General features: G+C 68.7%; 14 protein-coding genes. 7 read left to right on the top strand and 7 right to left on the bottom strand.

The window, feature by feature from the left end; translation table 11 throughout:
- Positions 1-5: 5 nt before the first annotated feature.
- From AB0M51_RS10705 to AB0M51_RS10695, 3 genes are read right to left on the bottom strand one after another with little or no spacing between them, the layout of a single operon-like run.
- Positions 6-1,775 carry an alpha-amylase family protein gene (locus tag AB0M51_RS10705; protein ID WP_344187991.1) on the bottom strand — a complete coding sequence of 590 codons (1,770 nt, stop codon included), beginning with the start codon at positions 1,773-1,775 and terminating at the stop codon, positions 6-8.
- On the bottom strand, positions 1,772-2,620 hold the full coding sequence (locus AB0M51_RS10700) for a 2-hydroxy-3-oxopropionate reductase (protein ID WP_344187992.1): 849 nt from the start codon (positions 2,618-2,620) through the stop codon (positions 1,772-1,774). Before AB0M51_RS10700 ends, AB0M51_RS10705 begins: the two co-directional genes overlap by 4 nt.
- The gene (locus AB0M51_RS10695) at positions 2,617-4,659 is read right to left on the bottom strand and encodes an alpha-amylase family protein (protein WP_344187994.1); all 2,043 of its coding nucleotides are present in this window, start codon (positions 4,657-4,659) and stop codon (positions 2,617-2,619) included. Before AB0M51_RS10695 ends, AB0M51_RS10700 begins: the two co-directional genes overlap by 4 nt.
- Before the next feature lie 80 nt (positions 4,660-4,739).
- Between AB0M51_RS10695 and AB0M51_RS10690 the strand changes: the two genes are divergently transcribed.
- Both AB0M51_RS10690 and AB0M51_RS10685 read left to right on the top strand, forming a co-directional pair.
- Entirely contained in the window at positions 4,740-5,537 is a 798-nt protein-coding gene (locus tag AB0M51_RS10690) for a TIM barrel protein (protein ID WP_344187995.1), read from the top strand.
- Between the two features lie 65 nt (positions 5,538-5,602).
- On the top strand, positions 5,603-6,154 hold the full coding sequence (locus AB0M51_RS10685) for a dihydrofolate reductase family protein (RefSeq protein ID WP_344187996.1): 552 nt from the start codon (positions 5,603-5,605) through the stop codon (positions 6,152-6,154).
- On the opposite strand, the gene AB0M51_RS10680 is transcribed toward AB0M51_RS10685, so the two are convergent.
- The gene (locus tag AB0M51_RS10680; RefSeq protein WP_344187997.1) at positions 6,139-7,047 is read right to left on the bottom strand and encodes a LysR family transcriptional regulator; all 909 of its coding nucleotides are present in this window, start codon (positions 7,045-7,047) and stop codon (positions 6,139-6,141) included. The genes AB0M51_RS10685 and AB0M51_RS10680 overlap by 16 nt on opposite strands.
- Before the next feature lie 78 nt (positions 7,048-7,125).
- On the opposite strand from AB0M51_RS10680, the gene AB0M51_RS10675 reads away from it, so the two are divergent.
- Positions 7,126-8,028 (top strand): DMT family transporter, encoded by a 903-nt coding sequence (locus AB0M51_RS10675; RefSeq protein WP_344187998.1) that lies wholly within the window; start codon positions 7,126-7,128, stop codon positions 8,026-8,028.
- Positions 8,029-8,085: 57 nt separating this feature from the next.
- Here the strand turns inward: AB0M51_RS10675 and AB0M51_RS10670 are convergent, their stop codons facing one another.
- Both AB0M51_RS10670 and AB0M51_RS10665 read right to left on the bottom strand, forming a co-directional pair.
- The gene (locus AB0M51_RS10670) at positions 8,086-8,772 is read right to left on the bottom strand and encodes a hypothetical protein (RefSeq protein WP_344187999.1); all 687 of its coding nucleotides are present in this window, start codon (positions 8,770-8,772) and stop codon (positions 8,086-8,088) included.
- Positions 8,769-9,113, bottom strand: a complete 345-nt coding sequence (locus AB0M51_RS10665; protein ID WP_344188000.1) for a hypothetical protein — start codon at positions 9,111-9,113, stop codon at positions 8,769-8,771. The genes AB0M51_RS10670 and AB0M51_RS10665 overlap by 4 nt, the downstream gene beginning before the upstream one ends.
- 155 nt (positions 9,114-9,268) lie before the next feature.
- Here AB0M51_RS10665 and AB0M51_RS10660 point away from each other — a divergent pair, with 155 nt between their 5' ends.
- Both AB0M51_RS10660 and AB0M51_RS10655 read left to right on the top strand, forming a co-directional pair.
- The gene (locus AB0M51_RS10660; RefSeq protein WP_363748895.1) at positions 9,269-11,362 is read left to right on the top strand and encodes a histidine kinase; all 2,094 of its coding nucleotides are present in this window, start codon (positions 9,269-9,271) and stop codon (positions 11,360-11,362) included.
- Between the two features lie 20 nt (positions 11,363-11,382).
- The gene (locus AB0M51_RS10655) at positions 11,383-12,027 is read left to right on the top strand and encodes a response regulator transcription factor (protein ID WP_344188002.1); all 645 of its coding nucleotides are present in this window, start codon (positions 11,383-11,385) and stop codon (positions 12,025-12,027) included.
- Here the strand turns inward: AB0M51_RS10655 and AB0M51_RS10650 are convergent.
- Positions 11,981-13,042, bottom strand: a complete 1,062-nt coding sequence (locus tag AB0M51_RS10650) for a WYL domain-containing protein (protein ID WP_363748892.1) — start codon at positions 13,040-13,042, stop codon at positions 11,981-11,983. The two genes, AB0M51_RS10655 and AB0M51_RS10650, sit on opposite strands and share 47 nt — an antisense overlap.
- 54 nt (positions 13,043-13,096) lie before the next feature.
- Here AB0M51_RS10650 and AB0M51_RS10645 point away from each other — a divergent pair, with 54 nt between their 5' ends.
- Complete coding sequence (locus AB0M51_RS10645) at positions 13,097-14,227, top strand: epoxide hydrolase family protein (RefSeq protein ID WP_363748890.1); 1,131 nt, start codon at positions 13,097-13,099, stop codon at positions 14,225-14,227.
- Between the two features lie 487 nt (positions 14,228-14,714).
- Complete coding sequence (locus AB0M51_RS10640) at positions 14,715-17,678, top strand: hypothetical protein (RefSeq protein ID WP_363748888.1); 2,964 nt, start codon at positions 14,715-14,717, stop codon at positions 17,676-17,678.
- The last annotated feature ends 3 nt before the right edge of the window (positions 17,679-17,681 follow it).

Raw genomic sequence — 17,681 nt, 5'->3', positions numbered from 1 at the left:
TCTCCTCACGCGCAAACGAGCACTTCGAACAGCCCGATCTCCGGTACGTGCACCCACCCATCGTCGACGGGCAGACGCTCCCCCGCGTTGAGTGCATGGACTTCCTGTACGCCGTCGGGCACCCGCAATCGCCCAGGGCCGATCGGCAGCGGCGGGGCGAACCGCTGGTCGGTGTCACCCGACCTGTTCAGCAGATGTACGACGTACCCGGCCGCCGAACGCCCCACGACGACCTCCACCTGCTCGGGCAGATCGGTCGGCGTCGCGTTGCCGACCTGGTCCACGAAGAGATCCCGGTGGACGGTCAACCCGGCCTCGCGATACGCCCGCCCGACCGTCCACGGGAAGAACACCTTGTTGCCCTGCCGCACCGTTCCGGGGTGCGGCAGCAACTCGTGCCCGTGGCACTTCTCCGGCGGGCCGTACGGCGCCCGCGAGTACGCCCGCAGCTCACCCTCGGCCTCGACCACGTGGAACGCGCCGATCACCGGTACGCCGCCCTCCAGGTGCAGTCCCCGAGTCGTCGCCTCGGTCTCGTAGCTGGCGATCGGGAGCAACTGGGTCGCGCCCGTGGCCACCACCTTCCCGTCGTACTCGCCGAGGTCGACCGGGCCGAGGTCCGGCAGCACGACGACCTGGTATCGCCGTAGATCAACGTCTGGCAGACGATCGACCGGCAGCACGTCGAAGGGGACGTGTCGCTGGAGAAGGGCCAGGTACAGCCCCTCGAACTCCGCCCGCGACTCACCCCGGACGAGCAGCGTCTCCGCGGCCGGTACGAGGTCCCGATAGACGTCGGCGTGGTCACGATGGAACCGGGTCAGTGTCGCGGCGATCTCCAGACAGGCGTACGGCGTGGTGGTGGGCGTCCCCATGATGTACGTCGACGGGTTGGCGCCCCGGGCGATTGCCTGCAGCAAGTACTGCGCGAAGTGCTGCGGATCCTCGCTGGCCAACCGGTACGGCATGTCGACGAAGCCGACCGAGTTCGTCAGCACCGGGACCTGCGGTCGATACGTCTTCGCGGCGCTCACGCTCTCGCTGGTCCGGTGATGCCACAGCCGACGGCCGACCGCGTTGTTGGCCTCGTGGAACACGATGTCCGCCCGATCGCCGAGTACCAGTGGCGCCCGTCCTGCGAGGTGCGTGCGGATCCGCCCGGTCAGGTCGTCCAGCACGCCGTTGGTGAACGCCCGCCAGTCCGCGTCCGGCTCGGCCGGCAGAGGCCCGTCGTACCGCTGCCGGCAGCCGACGCAATGGCAGACGCCGTGGTAGACCCGGCTGTAGTCGACTTCGTTGAACGACATCCAGTTGCAGAAGAACCCGTCGAGCGGGTAGCGGTCGAGCACCTCGTCGAGTACGTCGAACAGCCGCGCCTGGTAGTACTCGCCGCTCGGGCAGACGCTCGTCAGGCCGTTGTAGACCTGCCGCTCGCCGGTCGGCCCGGCGAAGCACCAGTCCGGATGTGCCTCGGCGCGGCGGTGGTCGATCTTGGAGAAGTCCATCCGGCCCAGCACCCGGATCCCGCGTCGCGCGGCGGCCTCGACCGCGTCGCCGACCAGGTCGCCGGACGGCCGCTCGGACAGGTACGGGTTGCGGGTCTGGAAGTCCAGGTCGGTCGGGTAGTTCGAGAGGATCCCGCCGACGCTGAGCAGCCAGGCGTTCGCGCCGAACTCCTCCAGGTAGTCGAGCACGGCCTCGACGTCCAGTCCGGCGTCGATCTCGCGCAGGTTGGTCTGGAACATCCGGAACGGGTCCTGCCACCACTGCCTCATGGATGATCCCGGCGCAGCGTCCGGTACAGCGCGGAGTGGTCCAGCTCGCCGTCCCCGTCGGCGAGCGCGGCATTCATCAGCTGCTGGGTGGCCGCGGTGTTCGGCAGCGCCAGGTCCAGCTCGGCTGCCGCCTGCACAGCGAGGTTCAGGTCCTTGCGGTGCAGCCGCAGCCGGAACCCGGGCTCGAACGCCTCCCGCACCATCCGGTCGCCGTGTACGTCGAGGATCCGCGAACTCGCGAACCCGCCCATCAGCGCCTGCCGTACGACGCCCGGATCCGCGCCGGCCCGCTCCGCGAACAGCAGTCCTTCGGCGACCGCTTCGATGGTGAGCCCAACGATGATCTGGTTCGCGACCTTCGCCGTCTGCCCGGCGCCCGCGCCGCCGATCAGCGTGACGTTCGTGCCGAGCACGTCGAACAGCGGCCGGGCGCGCTCGAAAACCTCCGGCCGACCGCCGACCATGATCGTGAGCGTGCCGTCCTTGGCGCCGAGCTCCCCGCCGGACACCGGGGCGTCGAGGTAGTCGCAGCCGAGCTTCTCGATCAGCTGCGCGAACCCGATCGTCGCGGTCGGCGAGATCGAGCTCATGTCGATCACCAGCGACCCCGGCCGCAGGCCCTCCGCGACCCCGTCCGGAGCGAACAGCACGGACTCGACGTCCGGAGTGTCCGGAACCATCAGGATCACCACGTCGGACCGCTGCGCGACCTCCTTCGCCGAACCGCACACCCGCGCGTCGACGTCGGTCCGGCCGCGATACACCGACAACTCGTGCCCGCCGACAATCAGATTGTCGACCATCGGACGACCCATCACGCCGAGGCCGATGAACCCGATCCTCATGCCCGGCTCCAATCCACGTGCACGACCTCGAGCAGCCCGGCCGTCGGGACCGGCACCTCGACCCGGCCGTCGACCACCTTCGCCTCGACGTCGACGTCCGCCACCAGCAGCCGCGCCCGCACCCGGTCCGTGGGTACGGCGACGGACACGGTCTGCGGCGGCAACGGCAACGCCTCGCGGATCGGTCCCCGCATCGTCATCGGGTTCGTCAGGTTGACCAGCGCGACGGCCACACCGTGCTCACCACGGCGTACGGCGACATCGACCAGCCCGGCGCCCTCGACGGTCACCTCCGGGGCCTTCCCGAGTGCCCAGGCGACCGCGTTCGCGATCAACCGGCCGTGGTCGGTCTGCAGCGCCTCCCAGAAGATCGCGCCGAGGTTGAACGGGAAGTACACCGTCCGCCCGCCGTTCGCGTTCTCGGTGCAGACCACGGCCGGTTTGTCCGGCGCCTCCCGCTGGTACACCTCCTCCATCGGCAGGTCCGGGAAGTCCGGGATGAACCGCCACGGCGCGGCCGCGTCCGACGCGACCCCGATGATGTGGGTGCCGCCAATGATCCGGGTCGTCCCGTCGAACCCGGCGTTCAGCGGGTGCTCGTCGGTGCGGGCGATGTAGTTGTTCTGCACCCGCCGGCTCGGCTCGATCAGCTTGACCTTCAGCACATCGCCCAGACCGAAATCGTCCCGCGGCCGGCCGTTCCCGTCGTACAAGGAGGTCTGGTACGCCGCCACCAGGGACCCGCCGCCCTCGACGTACCCGGTGAGCACGGCGCACTGCTCGTCGCTCAACTGCTCGGCGTTCGCCAGGACGACGACCTTGAACTCACGGAGTCGCTCGAGCGTCATCAGCTGGTCGGAGACGAACTCGAACGGCACCCGCGCCTCGACGAGCGCGTGGTAGAAGCCGTCCTCGTGGTCGTTGTCCCCGGCCCGCAACTGCCCGCTCCGGGTCGGATCGAGCAACGCGACCTCGGCGGTGATCCGCAGGTCCTTCAGCACCGGCTCGACCGTCGCGTGCAGGTTGAACGCCTCGACGACCGGCTGCACCCACCGGCGGTCCGGCACGCTCGCGTTGAACTTCGTGAACCACGGCTGCGCGCCGTGCGCGAAACCGTCGACGATCCAGGTCTTGGTCTCCTCGGCCGGCGCGACCGAATCCTTCCAGCGGTACGGGTGCTCCGGGCCGACCGACGTGATCAGCTGCACCGGGCGGTCCGGGAAGACCGCGCGGTTGCGCTTCCCGTTCCGCCCGGCCGACCACGGCGCCTCGATCCCGTGCCGGCCCTGCTTGTCGATGATGAACAGCGGGGCGACCGGTTCGGCCAGGTCCTGTGCGAGGTCGCGGGCGGCGAGGGCGCCCATGTTCGGGATGAAGCACGCGTGCGGCCGCAGGTCGCGGACGGCCCGGTCCCAGATCTCGACGAGTTCGCCCAGATGCCGGCGACGCCAGCCGACGTACTCCGGCCAGCCGTCGCCGTACTCCTCGAGCGGCAACTCCAGCCCGGTCTCGTCCCGGAACGACTTCCGCGCGCCGTCGCTGTAGGAGATGCCGTAGTACCCCTCCCAGCGGTTCGCGAAGACCGCGTCCACGTCGTACTCGCGGACGATCTCGCGGATCACCTCGGTGACGAACTCCCGGTGGTACGGCGTGAACGCGCAGGTCAGCCAGATGCCCGGGTAGGCCCAGTGCTCGATCGGGTTGCCGTCGCGGTCGCGGGCCAGCCACTCGGGATGCGCGGCGGCCGCGTCGGCGTGCACCGCGTGCGGGTCGACGCGGGCCATCACACTCATCCCGAGGCCGCGGGCGCCGTCGACGAGGGTGCCGAACGGGTCGGTGCCGTCGAGGTACTTGCTGCGGTAGTGGTACTCGAGTTGCGTCGGGTAGTAGGCGACGTAGCCGCCCGCGCTGATACAGGTCGCGTTGGATTTGCTGTCGCGCATCAGGGCCAGCCAGAAGTCCGCGTCGAAATGCGCGGGATCGTCCTCGGCGAGGGTGATCTGGGCCCAGCGGGTCGCGGTCGACGGCCAGTTGTGCATCGCGCCTCCGGAGTCGTTGTGTCCGAAGATTGTTAGACAAGAATGCACGACTGGCAAGAGCTGGTGTTAGTCTTCCGGTCATGGAGTATCGCGGCCACGAGCTGAGCGCGAACGTGTCGATGTTGTTCACCGAGCTGCCGTATCCCTCCCGGTTCGCCGCCGCGGCCGAGGCCGGCTTCCAGGTCGTGGAGTCGTGGTGGCCGTTCGCCGTACCCAATCCGTCGGCCGCGGAGGTCGACGACTTCGTGCGGACGGTCTCGGCCGCGGGTGTGTCCTTGGGGGCGTTGAACTTCTACGGCGGAGACATCCCCGGCGGGGAGCGCGGGGTCGCGTCACATCCGGACCGGCAGGCGCAACTCGCCGCGAACGTCCAGGTGATGGTGGGGATCGCCGAGCGGACCGGGTGCCGGTTGTTCAACCTGCTCTACGGGCAACTGGACGACCGCTGGACGCCCGAGGCTCAGGCGGCCGTCGCGGTCGACGCGATCGGCTCGGCCGCCGCCGCGGTGCAGGCGGTCGGCGGGACGGTGCTGATCGAGCCGCTGACGGAAGGGCTGAACGGCCGCTATCCGCTGCACACCGCCGACGACGTCGTGCGATTGTTGACAGGCCCATTGAAGGATGTCGACAACCTGTCGCTGCTGTTCGACACGTTCCACCTCGGCAGCAACGGCGTCGACCTGCTCGCCACGGCGGCGTCCGTACCGACCGCTCATGTGCAACTCGCCGACAGCCCGGGCCGCGGCGAGCCGGGATCGGGATCGCTGCCGATCGACGCGACCCTGGACGCGCTGAAAGCCGCCGGCTACCGGGGCGTCGCGGCCTGCGAGTACAAGCCGACGAGGGACACCATCAGCAGTTTGGGCTGGATCGGCTGACGCGTGTCAATCCCGGGCAACCGGCTCCGACCAGGTGGCACAAGCAGCCATCACCGGAGGACACCATGCGGAAGATCATGTACTACGTGCACCAGTCGCTCGACGGCTTCATCGCGGGACCGAACGGCGAGTTCGACTGGGCCGAGCTCGGCCCGGAGCTCGGCGCGTACTCGATGGCGCTGACCGAGCGCGCCGACCTGTTCCTGTACGGGCGGAACGTCTGGGAACTGATGTCGGCGTACTGGCCGAATGCCGAGGCGATGAACCCGGACCAGCACGCGACCGAGTTCGCACCGGTCTGGCTCCGGACGCCCAAGGTCGTATTGTCGACAACCCTGCAATCCGCGGACTGGAACACCCGGATCATCCGCGCGGCCGACGAACTCGAGGCGATCAAGGCCGAACCCGGTAAGGACATCCTGCTGACCGGGAGCGCGAGTGTCGCGGCCGCACTGACCGAGCTCGGACTGCTCGACGAGTACCACGTCATCGTGCACCCGGTGATCCTCGGCGGCGGCAAGCCCGTCTACCAGCCCACCGGACGCCACACCCTCCGCCTGGCCGAGACCCGCTCTTTCGACGATCGGACCGTACTGCTCCGTCACGACCTGGCGTGAAGGGCGGCAGCCGCCAGCGCGTCCGCGACGGCGGCTACCGCAGGAGTTCGGCTGCGGCGCGTCAGGAGGAAGACCGCCCGGCCGACGTCGCCCTCGGCCGGCAGACGGACGGCGACTCCAGGCACGCCAGGCCCGACAGCCAGGTCCGTGAGGAGGGCTCCGGCGCCCGTCGCACGTACCAGCTCCAGCAGGATGCGGAAGTCGTCCGAGCTGTAACGGATGTCGGGCTCGAAACCGCCCAGGTCGCGGCAGACGCGGACGTGCATCTCGCGGTGCCCGGTACCTGGCTGGCAGGCCGCCCACGGCAGTTCGCTCAGCTGTTCGAGCGGGACTCGGCGCCTCGCGGCCAATGGATGGTCCTCCGGCAGAACGACGCTGATCTGTTCGCGGAGCAGGTGCTCGCGGTGCAGGTCGGTGTGCACGGCGCGCGGCTGGCCGTCGTACTCGTCGCCCACCATCACGTCGAGCTGCTGCATCCGCAACGCCGGCGCGGCCTCCTCCACCTCGAGCTCGGTGGCCTGGACGCGGATGTCGGGATGAGTCGCCGCGAGGTTCCGGATCGCCGGCGCGACGACCCGGATGAACGCGGACTGGAACGACCCGATCCGCACGACCCCGGCGACCCGGCCTGCCGCCACCGCCGCCAGCTCCGCCTCGGCCGCCTCGACTCCTTCGAGCAGCGCTGCCGCGTGCCGTACGAGTACCTCGCCCGCGGCGGTCAGCCGGACGTTGCGCCCGACCCGCTCGAGCAACGGCGTACCGGCTTCGCGCTCCAGAACCGCCAACTGCTGCGAGATCGCGCTGGGCGAATACCCGAGCGCGCGGGCCGCGCCGTGGACCGTGCCGCGGCCGTGGACCTCACGCAGCAGCCGGAGGCGGTGCAGATCCATCATTCGTTCAGCTTAGCTTCACGATACTATCCGTGAAGCCGCGATGGACGTGAACGGTTCACTGGTCCGACCATCGATGGCGTGGGACGCCTCTTCTGCCTTCTCTCCGCCGCCGCCTTCGGTGTGATGGCCGTGTTCGGCAAGCTCGCGTACGACGCGGGCGTGTCCGTGGACGCACTGCTGCTGGTCCGGTTCGGCCTGGCTGCCGTACTGCTGCTCGGCATCGCCTTCGCCCGCGGCGCGCTCCGCAACCTGCCGCGCCGGGTCGTCGTCACGGGCCTCGCGATGGGCGCCTTCGGGTACGCCGCGCAGTCGACCTTTTACTTCTCCGCGCTGGCCCGGATCGACGCGTCGCTGGTCGCGCTGATCCTGTACCTGTACCCGGTCCTCGTCATGGGTACGGCGATCGCGCTCCGCCGTGAACCCGCGCTCCGCCGCCGGGTTGCCGCGCTGGCGATCGCCCTGCTCGGGATCGGCCTGGTGCTAAGCGGCGCGCTGTCCGGCCACTTCGACTGGTCCGGCGCACTGCTCGCACTGGGCGCGCCGATCGTCTACACCGGGTACATCCTGATCGGCGAAACGGTCGACGTACCGCCGCTCGCGCTCGCCGCGCTGGTGTGCACCGGAGCCTTCGGAACCTTTGTATTACTGGGGTTTCTGCGCGGCGGCACCGACTTCGGGTTCGCGCCGATCGGCTGGCTGTGGCTGACCGCGGTGGCCGTGATCAGCACGGTCGCGGCGATCCTGCTGTTCTTCGCCGGGATGGCGCGGGTCGGCGCCTCGGTGGCGTCGATCCTGTCGATCTTCGAGCCTGTCGTGACGGTGGTCGCGGCGGCTGCGGTCTTCGGCGAGAAGCTCAGCGCCGCGCAGTGGTTCGGCGGCGCTTTGGTGTTGTCGGCGGTGTTGGTCGTGCAGTGGCCGCGGCGTTCACGACTTGCCGGCGCCGACCCTCTGGAGGGCGCCGCGCTCAGCCGCGCCGCTTAGCGTCCTGGCGAACACCGCGCCCCCTCGTCGCCGGTAGTCACGCCGGCCCGGGCTCCGTCACCGGGCCGGCTGCCACTCCTCGTTCGACATCCGGACGATCGCCCACCCCACCGCGGCGAACCCGGCTGCCTGCAGCCCCCACCCGATCAGATCCAGCGGATGACTGCTGATGATGACCGCCGTCAGATGCAACGGCTGCGAGATCCCAACAGCCACCGCAGCCCACCGACCGCCCACCCCGGATCGCCACATCGCGATCCCGAGCAGCACGGTCCCGAGCACATGCCCGACCACGAACACCAACCCGGCCAGGGTCATCGACCCGTGCGAGACCTCCGCGATCTTGGTGATCGACCCCCGATCGATCCCCGCAGTCCCCGCGGCCCACGTGAAGACGTCACTGCTCGCCGTCCACGGCAACGACAGGTACCCCGGAACCATCAGGAACAAGGCGACCCCCGTCAACCACGGTGTACCGCGCCGCGTCAGCCGCCCCACGAAATACACACCCGGCACGAGTGTCAGGAACGCGACGTACGCGAGCCAGATCACCAGCGAGCTGCGATCCAGGTTGTCGACAATCTTGTTGACGATTGTCGACGTATCGTCCGCCGTGTTGTACGGCAGCAGGAACCGCAGCAACGCCACCGCAGCCGGCCCGATCGGCAGGATCACCGCCGCCACCCACCGCCAGACCGGCCGGACGTCCGCGCGTGCCGTCGTACGACTGATCGTCTCGGTCATCGCGCACCCGCCAGCTCGCGCTTCGGCAGCAGCACCGCGATCACGCCGACGACCGTCGCCGCGACGCCGATCCCCGCGGCGGCGACCGCGACCGCCGGCACGCCGTCAGCGAAGAACGCCGGTACGGCGAGCAGCGCTGACGCGAGGCGCAACGTGATCAGCGGCGCGAGTGCCCAACGCTGTCCGCGCCAGGCGACACCGACCAGCGCCAGACTGATCAGACCGACGACCGCGGCTCCGATCGCGATACCCATCGGCGGGTGTTCGCCGTCCGTCGTGAGCGGCGACGCGAGGTCCACGAGTGCGAGCAACCCGAGCAACACCAGACCGAATCTGTACATCTCCCTACCCCCTTGTGTCGTGGTTCGGCACCACAGTGCGGCCGCACGACCGCGCGCAGCCCGGGGACGGGGTCCCGGAGCCGCAGGCAGTTCCCCGCCGAATCCGGGACCGCGATCCCGAGACGCCGGGAACGTTCCGGGAGCACACTGCCGGTATGACAACCTCAGGGAACCGCCGCGGCCTCGCCGGCGCGCTCGCCGCGCTGGTGGTCGTCGAGGTGGTTTTCGCCGTCGCGTACGGCGTCTCCGCCGGTTGGGGCTGGCAGGAGCTTGTCGACAACTTCGTCGTGACGAACGGGCTGATGGGCCTGACGTTCGGCCTCTGCGGCGCGGTCATCGCCTGGTACCGCCCGGCGAACCCGATCGGCTGGTTGTTCCTCGCCGACGGCATCGGGCACGCCACGACGCCGGTCGCGGACGCTCTCGCTCACGTGGTGAACGGCCACGTCACGCAGCAGCTCCTCGTCTCGATCTCGCTGGCCGCCTGGCCGTGGTCCATCGGGCTGTTCCTGCCGCTCGCGCTGCTGCTGTTCCCGGACGGCCGGCTGTTGTCACCGCGCTGGCGCTGGGCCGCGATCGGCATCGTCCTGACCTCGCCGCTCTTCGTCCTCGAGATGGCCGGCAGCGGTGAGCCGGTCTCCCCCGAGCTGCCCCGCGGATTGTTGACAATCCCACGATTCGACGCGCTGCAGCCGCTGTGGACCGCGACCGAGCTGCGCAACCTGGCCGCGATCGGTCTCGCCCTGGTCTGCCTCGCGATCCGCTACCGCCGCGCCGACGAGACCGGCCGCCGCCAGCTGCTGTGGTTGCTCCTGGCATCGGTCATCGCGCTGTTGTTCGTCATCCCGTGGGCATTCGTCGCCGGTACGCCGACCCTTGTCCTGCTGGCGATCCCGTTGATCCCGATCGCCGTCGCGGTGGCGATCGTCCGGTACCAACTCCTCGACATCCGCCTGGTGGTCTCCCGCGCCCTGGCCTGGGCACTCCTGTCATTGGTTGCCATCGGCATCTACGCCGCGCTGGTCGCGGTACTCGACTCGCTGATCGCGTCCCAGGTGGGCCGGTCGGCCGCGGTCACGGTCTTCGTCGCCCTGATCATCGCACCGGTACTGCCGCGCCTGCAGCAGCTCGTCGACCGCGCCCTGTACGGCGACCGCCACAACCCGGCGCGGGTCGCGTCCCGGGTCGGCTCCCAACTGTCCGCCGGGCTGCCGGGCGTGCTCGCCGCGGTCCGCTCGGCACTCCGCCTGCCGTACGCCGCGATCCGCGTGAACGGAACGATCATCGCCTCGGACGGCCTCCCACCATCGCCCGCCAGCGGCCCGACCGCACCGGCATCGCCAGGTCTTGCGGCATACGGTCTACGGGCGGAGGCGGCGGTCGCCGGGGTGTCCGTCGTACCGCTCTCCTATGGAGAGGAAGTACTGGGACTGCTCGAGGTCGGGACGCGCTCCGGCGAGGCCGGGTTGTCGTCGGCGGACCTCGGCGTGCTCGCGCTGGTCGCCGTACCGCTGGCAGTGGCCGTCCACGCGACACGCTTGTCGGCGGAGCTCCAGACGTCCCGGGAAAAGCTGGTGTCGGCGCGCGAGGAAGAGCGACGGCGACTACGTCGCGACCTGCACGACGGACTGGGGCCGACGCTCACTGGCGTCGCGTTCGCAGCGGACGCCGCGGCGAACCTCATCACCACCGACACCCCGCGAGCCGTCGAACTGCTCACCCGCTTGCGTGCCGACACCCGGGCCGCGATCACCGACGTACGCCGCCTGGTCGACGACCTGCGCCCGCCCGCCCTGGACGAGCTCGGGCTGGTCGCCGCACTCCAGCAACGCGCCGACCAGATGTCGATCCGCGCCGACGGCACCCCGATCCGCGTCACCGTCTCGGCCGACGGTCTGCCTGCGCTGCCCGCCGCGCTGGAGGTCGCGGCGTACCGCATCGCGACCGAGGCACTGACCAATGTCGTCCGTCACGCTTCGGCGACCACCGCCGTACTGTCCCTCCGATGCGGGACCGAACTGGAGATCGAGATCACCGACGACGGCGCACCCAACGGCGCCTGGCACCCCGGCGTAGGCCTCCAGGCGATGCACGACCGCACCGCCGAACTCGGCGGCTCCCTGACCGCCCTCCAAACTCCCACCGGCGGCAAAGTCCAAGCCCGCTTCCCACTCCCCACCCAGCCCACCACCACCGGTGGGGCGGAGCCCGACCGCGAGAGCGACGCGACCTCCGTGGAGGTGCGGTGATCCGAGTGCCTGGAGGTCCGGTGATCCGAGTAGTCCTGGCCGACGACCACCCGGTGGTACGCGCCGGTCTGGCGGCCCTGCTGACCTCGCTCCCCGGCATCGAGGTGGTCGGCGTCGCCGCCACCGGCCGGGAGGCCATCCGGGAGGTCGTCACCACCCGCCCCGACGTCGCCGTACTCGACCTGCAGATGCCGGACCTCGACGGTTTCGCGGCCACCCGCGAACTGGCCCGCTCAGCGCCCGAGGTCGCCGTACTGGTGCTGACCATGTTCGAGGACGACGACTCGGTCTTCGCCGCGATGCGCGCCGGCGCCCGCGGCTATCTGGTGAAGGGCGCCGAACAGGAAGAGATCGACCGCGCGATCCGCGCCGTCGCCGCCGGCGAGGCGATCTTCGGCCCGGGCGTCGCCCGGCGCGTCCTGACGTTCTTCGCCGCGCCGCCGCCCGCCGACCCGTTCCCCGAACTCACCACCCGCGAACGCGAGATCCTCGACCTCCTCGCCGCCGGCCTCTCCAACCCCGCGATCGCCGGCCGCCTCGACCTGGCCCCGAAAACCGTGGCGAACAACGTCTCCGCGATCTTCACCAAACTAGGCACCGCCGACCGCGCCGCCGCCATCATCCAGGCCCGCGACGCCGGCCTCGGCGTACCGAAGGACGGGTAGCACTCACAGTTTCCGTCAGTACGCCGATCGCCTTCAGATACCGCTCGCCGACAGTCTCCAGATGCGCGACCAACCCGGGCGGTCCGTCAACGCGGAAGTCCAGCCCCAGCATCCCGACGTACACCGCGATCAGCTCGTACGAGTCCGCACCGGTCACAAGCACACTCGTCTCCTCGTCCACCGACTCGACGATCCCGACCGCCGCGTGGATCCGCGACAACACCTCCTGCGCCGGCGCGTACACGGTGATCCGCGCATGTACCTTCCACCCGGCCGACGCCACGTCCCGCAGTACGAAGTCCGCGTACTCGTCGTCCCGCATCGGCCGCGGCCGGTACTTCCGACCCGTTGCCATCCGCAACGACATCCAGTCGACCCGGTACGTGTGCCACTCCCCCGCCTCGTCCCGCGCCACCAGATGCCAGTACCCGTGCCAGCTCACCAGCCGGTACGGCTCCACCAGGATCGGCAGGTCCTGCGTCGTACTCGACCCGGCCTTGTAGAGCGAATCCCTTTCCGGTACGGCGTACTCGAACCGGAGGTAGTGCTCGTCCCGGATGCACGCGGCGATTGTCGACAATACGACGGTGTCGATCTCTGGCGGATCGATGTTCGACCGGGTGTTGTCCGGGCCCTTCGACATCGCGTCGTTGATCGCGTTCACCTGGCGCTGCAACCGATGCGGCAGGACCTGCTGGAGCTTGGTCAGCGCCCGCAGGCTGCTCTCCGCCATACCGACGACGCCGGCCCCGGTACGCAGACCCACCGCGACCGCGACCGCCTCCTCGTCGTCGAGCAGCAACGGCGGGAGCTTCGCGCCGATCCCGAGCCGGTAGTGCCCCGCCGGGCCGCGCGCCGCATCGACCGGGTACCCGAGCTCGCGCAGCCGGTCGATGTCGTTGCGCACCGTCCGGGTCGTCACCTCGAGCCGCTCCGCCAGCTCGGCACCGGTCCACGCCGGCCGCGTCTGCAACAACGCCAACAGGCTCAACAGCCGCTGCGAAGTCTCCAGCACATCGGGCTCCTAATTAGGAATCTAATGTTCCTATACGGATCCTACGGTAGAGCCATGAACACGAACGAGAGCATCCGGCCCTTCACCGTCACGATCGACCAGGCCGACCTGGACGACCTGCAGCAGCGGCTCGCGCGGACCCGTCTCCCCGAGGCGGCGCCCGGCGACAACTGGGACTACGGCACCCCGAACCACTACCTCCGCGAGATGGTCGACCACTGGCAGAACGGGTTCGACTGGCGCGCGCAGGAGGCCCGGATGAACGAGTTCCCGCACTACCTGACCGAGATCGACGGCCAGACCGTGCACTTCATCCACGTACCGTCGGAGGTCGAGGGCGCGACCCCGCTGCTGCTCACCCACACGTACCCGGGCTCGTTCGTCGACTTCCTCGACATGATCGGCCCGCTCACCGACCCCGCGGCGTACGGCGGCTCCCCCGACGACGCGTTCTCGGTCGTCGTACCGTCGATCCCCGGCTTCGGCTTCAGTACGCCGCTCGTCGACCGCGGCTGGACGATGGCGCGAGTGGCCCGCACGTTCGACACGCTGATGCGCCGCCTCGGCTACGACGCGTACGGCGCCCACGGCTCCGACGCCGGCGCGATGGTCGCCCGCGAACTCGGCGTACTCAACCCGCCCGGCTTCCTCGGCCTGCACGTCCTGCAGCTGTTCTCGTTCCCGTCGGGCGACCCGTCCGAGTTCTCGCAGTTCACTCCTGAGGACTACGCGGCACTGGAGCACCTCAAGTGGTTCCAGTCCGTCGGCGGCTACAACGCCATCAACTCCACCCGCCCCCAAACCGTCGCCGTCGGCCTCGCCGACTCCCCCGTCGGCCAACTCGCCTGGAACGAACTCTTCAACAACTTCGGCAACGGCACCAGCCTCGTCACCCCCGACCAGATCCTCACCGAAGTCACCCTCTACTGGCTCACCAACACCGCCTCCACCGCCGGCCGCTACCACTACGAAGAAGCCAACGCCGACACCGAACCATCCCTCAACCACGCCCCCACCGGCGTAGCCGTCTTCGCCGACGACTTCAAAACCATCCGCCCCCTAGCCACCCGCGACAACCCCAACATCACCCACTGGTCCAACTTCGACAAGGGCGGCCACTTCGCCTCCCTCGAGTGCCCCAACGACGTCACCGAAGACCTCCGCACCTTCTTCCGCAGCCTGTAAGTCCAGAGCCGGCCCCGGACGACGGGGCCGGCCCAGTCAGCTTCCCTCGTCATCGTCAATCACCACCGCTCAACGATGGCGAGCGCCGGGCACTGTACTGGATGATGTAACGCCCCGTAACGGTGTGCCGATGTAGCAATCGGGGGTTCTACATGTGGTGTGAACAGCAGCGACGAGGCTGCGAAACCGATCGCCGGCTTGCTGGGCGGACGCGGAGAGTGTCACCGTTCGCTCTGCCGCTCGAAGCGTACGAACGGGTCACCAGCGCCTTGAGTTGGTCCGGCCCGAGCGACCTATGGCCGCAGAGAGGCTGGGCGGTGCCAACCGGGCTTGAATTTTGCGTCCGCACCCCGAGCACCATGCGCTGCAAGGAGAATCCCAACCTGAAGTTCCGCACCGCTCGTCTTGGTACAGCGGTGCAGACGTGCGAAGGGAACGTCGCATGCCGCTAGTTGATTGGGCGTCGTATGACCGGTGGAACCACGCCGTGGCCGACACCCTGTACCCTCGCGTCGACGACGCCACGCCGGTATATCTAGATCTTGAGGAGGACCTTCTCGCGTCCGTCGCAGTGCGTGCGGGCTGGTCTGGCGATCCTCGAGAAGGTCTGTGCTTCGCCGTCCGTGATGCGGTGATTGACAGCTGTAAGTTCACCCTCGCCGCGTTGAACAAGCGCCTGCGGGAGTGGCAGCGTACTGACAGAACTGACCCTCCACCCATTTTAGCGTTTCTAGCTCTAACGGTGCAGGCGGCCGAAGACATGGGCCAGGATGACAGCCTTAGCACGACGGCCTATTACCCGCGGCTCGCCAACCTGCTGGGTGTGCCGGGCGACGATGTGCGCACTGTCTATACGCACTACGCCGAGTACTTCTGGCGCTGGCTGAACCAGTGGCTCGACGATCTCGACGGCACCCGTGGATTGCCGACCGCCTATGCACTACAGCATCGTTTCGTCGGGCTGCCCATATCCCAGGCCCTCGTCCGCCATGCCGATCGCCGTCACTTCCCGGAGTTCTTCGCGCAGTACGGTCTCGCCGGCGGGATGGTCATTGCGCCCGAAGCGCTCGTGCCCTACCTGCAGGCGTGGTTCGAAACGGAACACTGCCCGGTTTCGAAGAATCTGCGTCGGCTGTGGCGCAAGGCGGCGGCTCAGGAGCGGATCGCCGCGGTCGCGGCCGTGGAGCTGGCCGAGTGGGACGGGATGCTCCCGGAGGCTCAGGCCGGTCAGCCTAGGATGCAGAGACTGGGCCTGATGGCGCAGATGCGTAACGGCTTCATGGACACCGCTCTCGACATCTCCGTGACGCTGCGCCGCCCTGCCGACGCGGGCCGGGAGTCCATGGAGATCGAATCCACCACGGGCGCGTGGATCCCATTGAGCTTCCGCCCCGCTGTCGCGAGCATGTGGCGCACGGGTGCCTCAGATGGGCTGGACATCCGGTCGGTTCTCGAAGGTGTGCTCAGCGTCCGAGCGACCGACGCACCGGGCACGATCCTCAAACACCCACCCCGCACAATCGTCCCGCTGGTATGGGACGACATGGTAAACGGATACATCGAGCAGGAGCGCCTGCAGCTCAATGTGCAGTGCATGCTGCTGGTGAAGCGCGAGGCCAACGGCAAATGCATCGCAGACGAGGTCGTGGCGACGATCGGCACCTGCGCCCGGCCCGGTTTCACCGTCCACAACAAACTTGACGGCTTGCCAGACGGCTGGGTTGCCATTGAGTCGATCCAGCTCTTCGGCGCACTGAGCGGCACCCGCTTCAACGAACTGGTGCCGCTTGCACGCGACCAACTGACAATCGCCGGTGGCATGCGCATTCCGTCCCGCGTCCGCAAGTGGTCCTCGACTGCTCCACCAGAGCTGCGTGCCGCTGTCCAAAGCGAGGAGATCGTACGGATCCGGCTCATCGACAGCCACGAGGACACGATCCTGCGCGAGTGGAAGGGAACAGGCGGTGCCCTGATCGTCCCGCTGCGCGAGGAAGGACTTGGCGACGGGGACTACAGGGTCAGCTTGCTGCTCGGCGATTCATCGTCGCCAGCTCAGGAACTCAGCCTGCGCCTCCGATCCGCGGACACGCCCGACCCGGGCTGGCAGAGCGTCCCACGACTGACCTATGACCTAACTGAACCGCTGGGCGCCATCTCCGCGGGTGAGCATGAGGACGAAGAGGACGTCATTCTCGTGGATGGCGCGGCTGTGGAAGGTGTCCGCGCGATTCAGGTCGCAGCGGTAGCCCGGGACCGTGCGGTATGGCGGCCCACCAGGGATGCGGCGCCAGTCTCTGCGCCGATCCAGGTCGGCGCCCCGGATCCCAAGTCGTGCGTCGTCACCGGCGCACACTACCTGGAGTTTCCGGCCTACCTCGGCGGTAAGCAGCCACGTTTCATCGAAGGCACCTGCAAGTACTGTGGCTTGGTCAAGCGGTCACCAGGGTGGGTCAAGCCCAATTGGAGATCCGGAGGGTCGGCGACGCATACCGTCGCCACCCCAACCCAGGTGTCGGTTGACGAGCTACCTCCGATCGGTGACCAGGAGCAGGGGCTCTGGGACAGCGCGCTGGACGCACTCATGCACCTCGGTGGCGGCATGGGATCGAGCATTACAGCGATCGCCGGCCAAATCGACGGCACGGCATTGTTTACAAGCGCGTTCCCGCAGGTCCTCGAAGCTCTGGGACATCTAGCGGTCGAACGAAACCCAAGAGGCGAGTGCAAGCGCTGGGAGATGTCCGCGACGTGCCTGGCGGTCCTGCCGAGCGGAGCGGTCGAGCTAGTTGGACATTGGCCGCCGGAACAGGTGGTGGCCATAGCGGGTCGCGCGGCCGCCTTGGGAGGCGTCCTCCAGATCGAACCGCGTACCGAGGGGCCGTCGCGGAAAACTGTCACGGGCCTGAACGATGCCGCGCTCGACGCGCTGCCCACCGAAAACGTCACGCTCGTGCCTGATGCTGGGGCACGTATCCTCAGGGCCCTTCCGCCGCTCTCCGAAGTGGCGCAAGCGCTGCCTCGTGAGCCCAGGCCGGGATTCACACAGGCGGAGAGGTTTGATACGACGCGGATCTCGTGGGTTCAGACGTCCGACTTGACGTTGCCTGGCGCGTATCGGCTGCGTCGCGGGTTCGAGACCATGTACAGCTACGCATCAGCCGCAGATGCGGCGGATCGGCGGGTTGCTCCAGCCTCCGTACATCTGGCGAAGCATCTGGCCAGCAACTCGGCGGGGACGGCGCTTGCGATGTATGAGCCGTCCCGGCGTGAAATGCTCGTGCCCCTCGGTTGCGACCTGCCAGGGCTCTACGCCCGAGCGCTAGTCCTTTGCAGCGGCCAGCAGCCTCGGCGGGCGAAGGTGTCCGTGGCCGGGACAAAGATCTCCTGCTTGCTGTATCCCGAGATCGGCCAGGAGACTGCGGATCTCCTGCTGACTTTGCTATTGACCTGAGAG

It is taken from the genome of Kribbella sp. NPDC051137, from assembly GCF_040682535.1.
GTDB lineage: Bacteria > Actinomycetota > Actinomycetes > Propionibacteriales > Kribbellaceae > Kribbella > Kribbella karoonensis.
This window is presented reverse-complemented; position numbering and strand designations above follow the sequence as displayed.

Bases quoted from the DNA above. Each gene is read 5' to 3' on its own strand.
- AB0M51_RS10685 (WP_344187996.1), top strand. From the start codon at position 5,603: ATGCGGAAGATCATGTACTACGTGCACCAGTCGCTCGACGGCTTCATC.
- AB0M51_RS10690 (WP_344187995.1), top strand. From the start codon at position 4,740: ATGGAGTATCGCGGCCACGAGCTGAGCGCGAACGTGTCGATGTTGTTC.
- AB0M51_RS10700 (WP_344187992.1), bottom strand. From the start codon at position 2,620: ATGAGGATCGGGTTCATCGGCCTCGGCGTGATGGGTCGTCCGATGGTC.
- AB0M51_RS10680 (WP_344187997.1), bottom strand. From the start codon at position 7,047: ATGATGGATCTGCACCGCCTCCGGCTGCTGCGTGAGGTCCACGGCCGC.
- AB0M51_RS10695 (WP_344187994.1), bottom strand. From the start codon at position 4,659: ATGCACAACTGGCCGTCGACCGCGACCCGCTGGGCCCAGATCACCCTC.
- AB0M51_RS10670 (WP_344187999.1), bottom strand. From the start codon at position 8,772: ATGACCGAGACGATCAGTCGTACGACGGCACGCGCGGACGTCCGGCCG.
- AB0M51_RS10645 (WP_363748890.1), top strand. From the start codon at position 13,097: ATGAACACGAACGAGAGCATCCGGCCCTTCACCGTCACGATCGACCAG.
- AB0M51_RS10665 (WP_344188000.1), bottom strand. From the start codon at position 9,113: ATGTACAGATTCGGTCTGGTGTTGCTCGGGTTGCTCGCACTCGTGGAC.
- AB0M51_RS10705 (WP_344187991.1), bottom strand. From the start codon at position 1,775: ATGAGGCAGTGGTGGCAGGACCCGTTCCGGATGTTCCAGACCAACCTG.
- AB0M51_RS10660 (WP_363748895.1), top strand. From the start codon at position 9,269: ATGACAACCTCAGGGAACCGCCGCGGCCTCGCCGGCGCGCTCGCCGCG.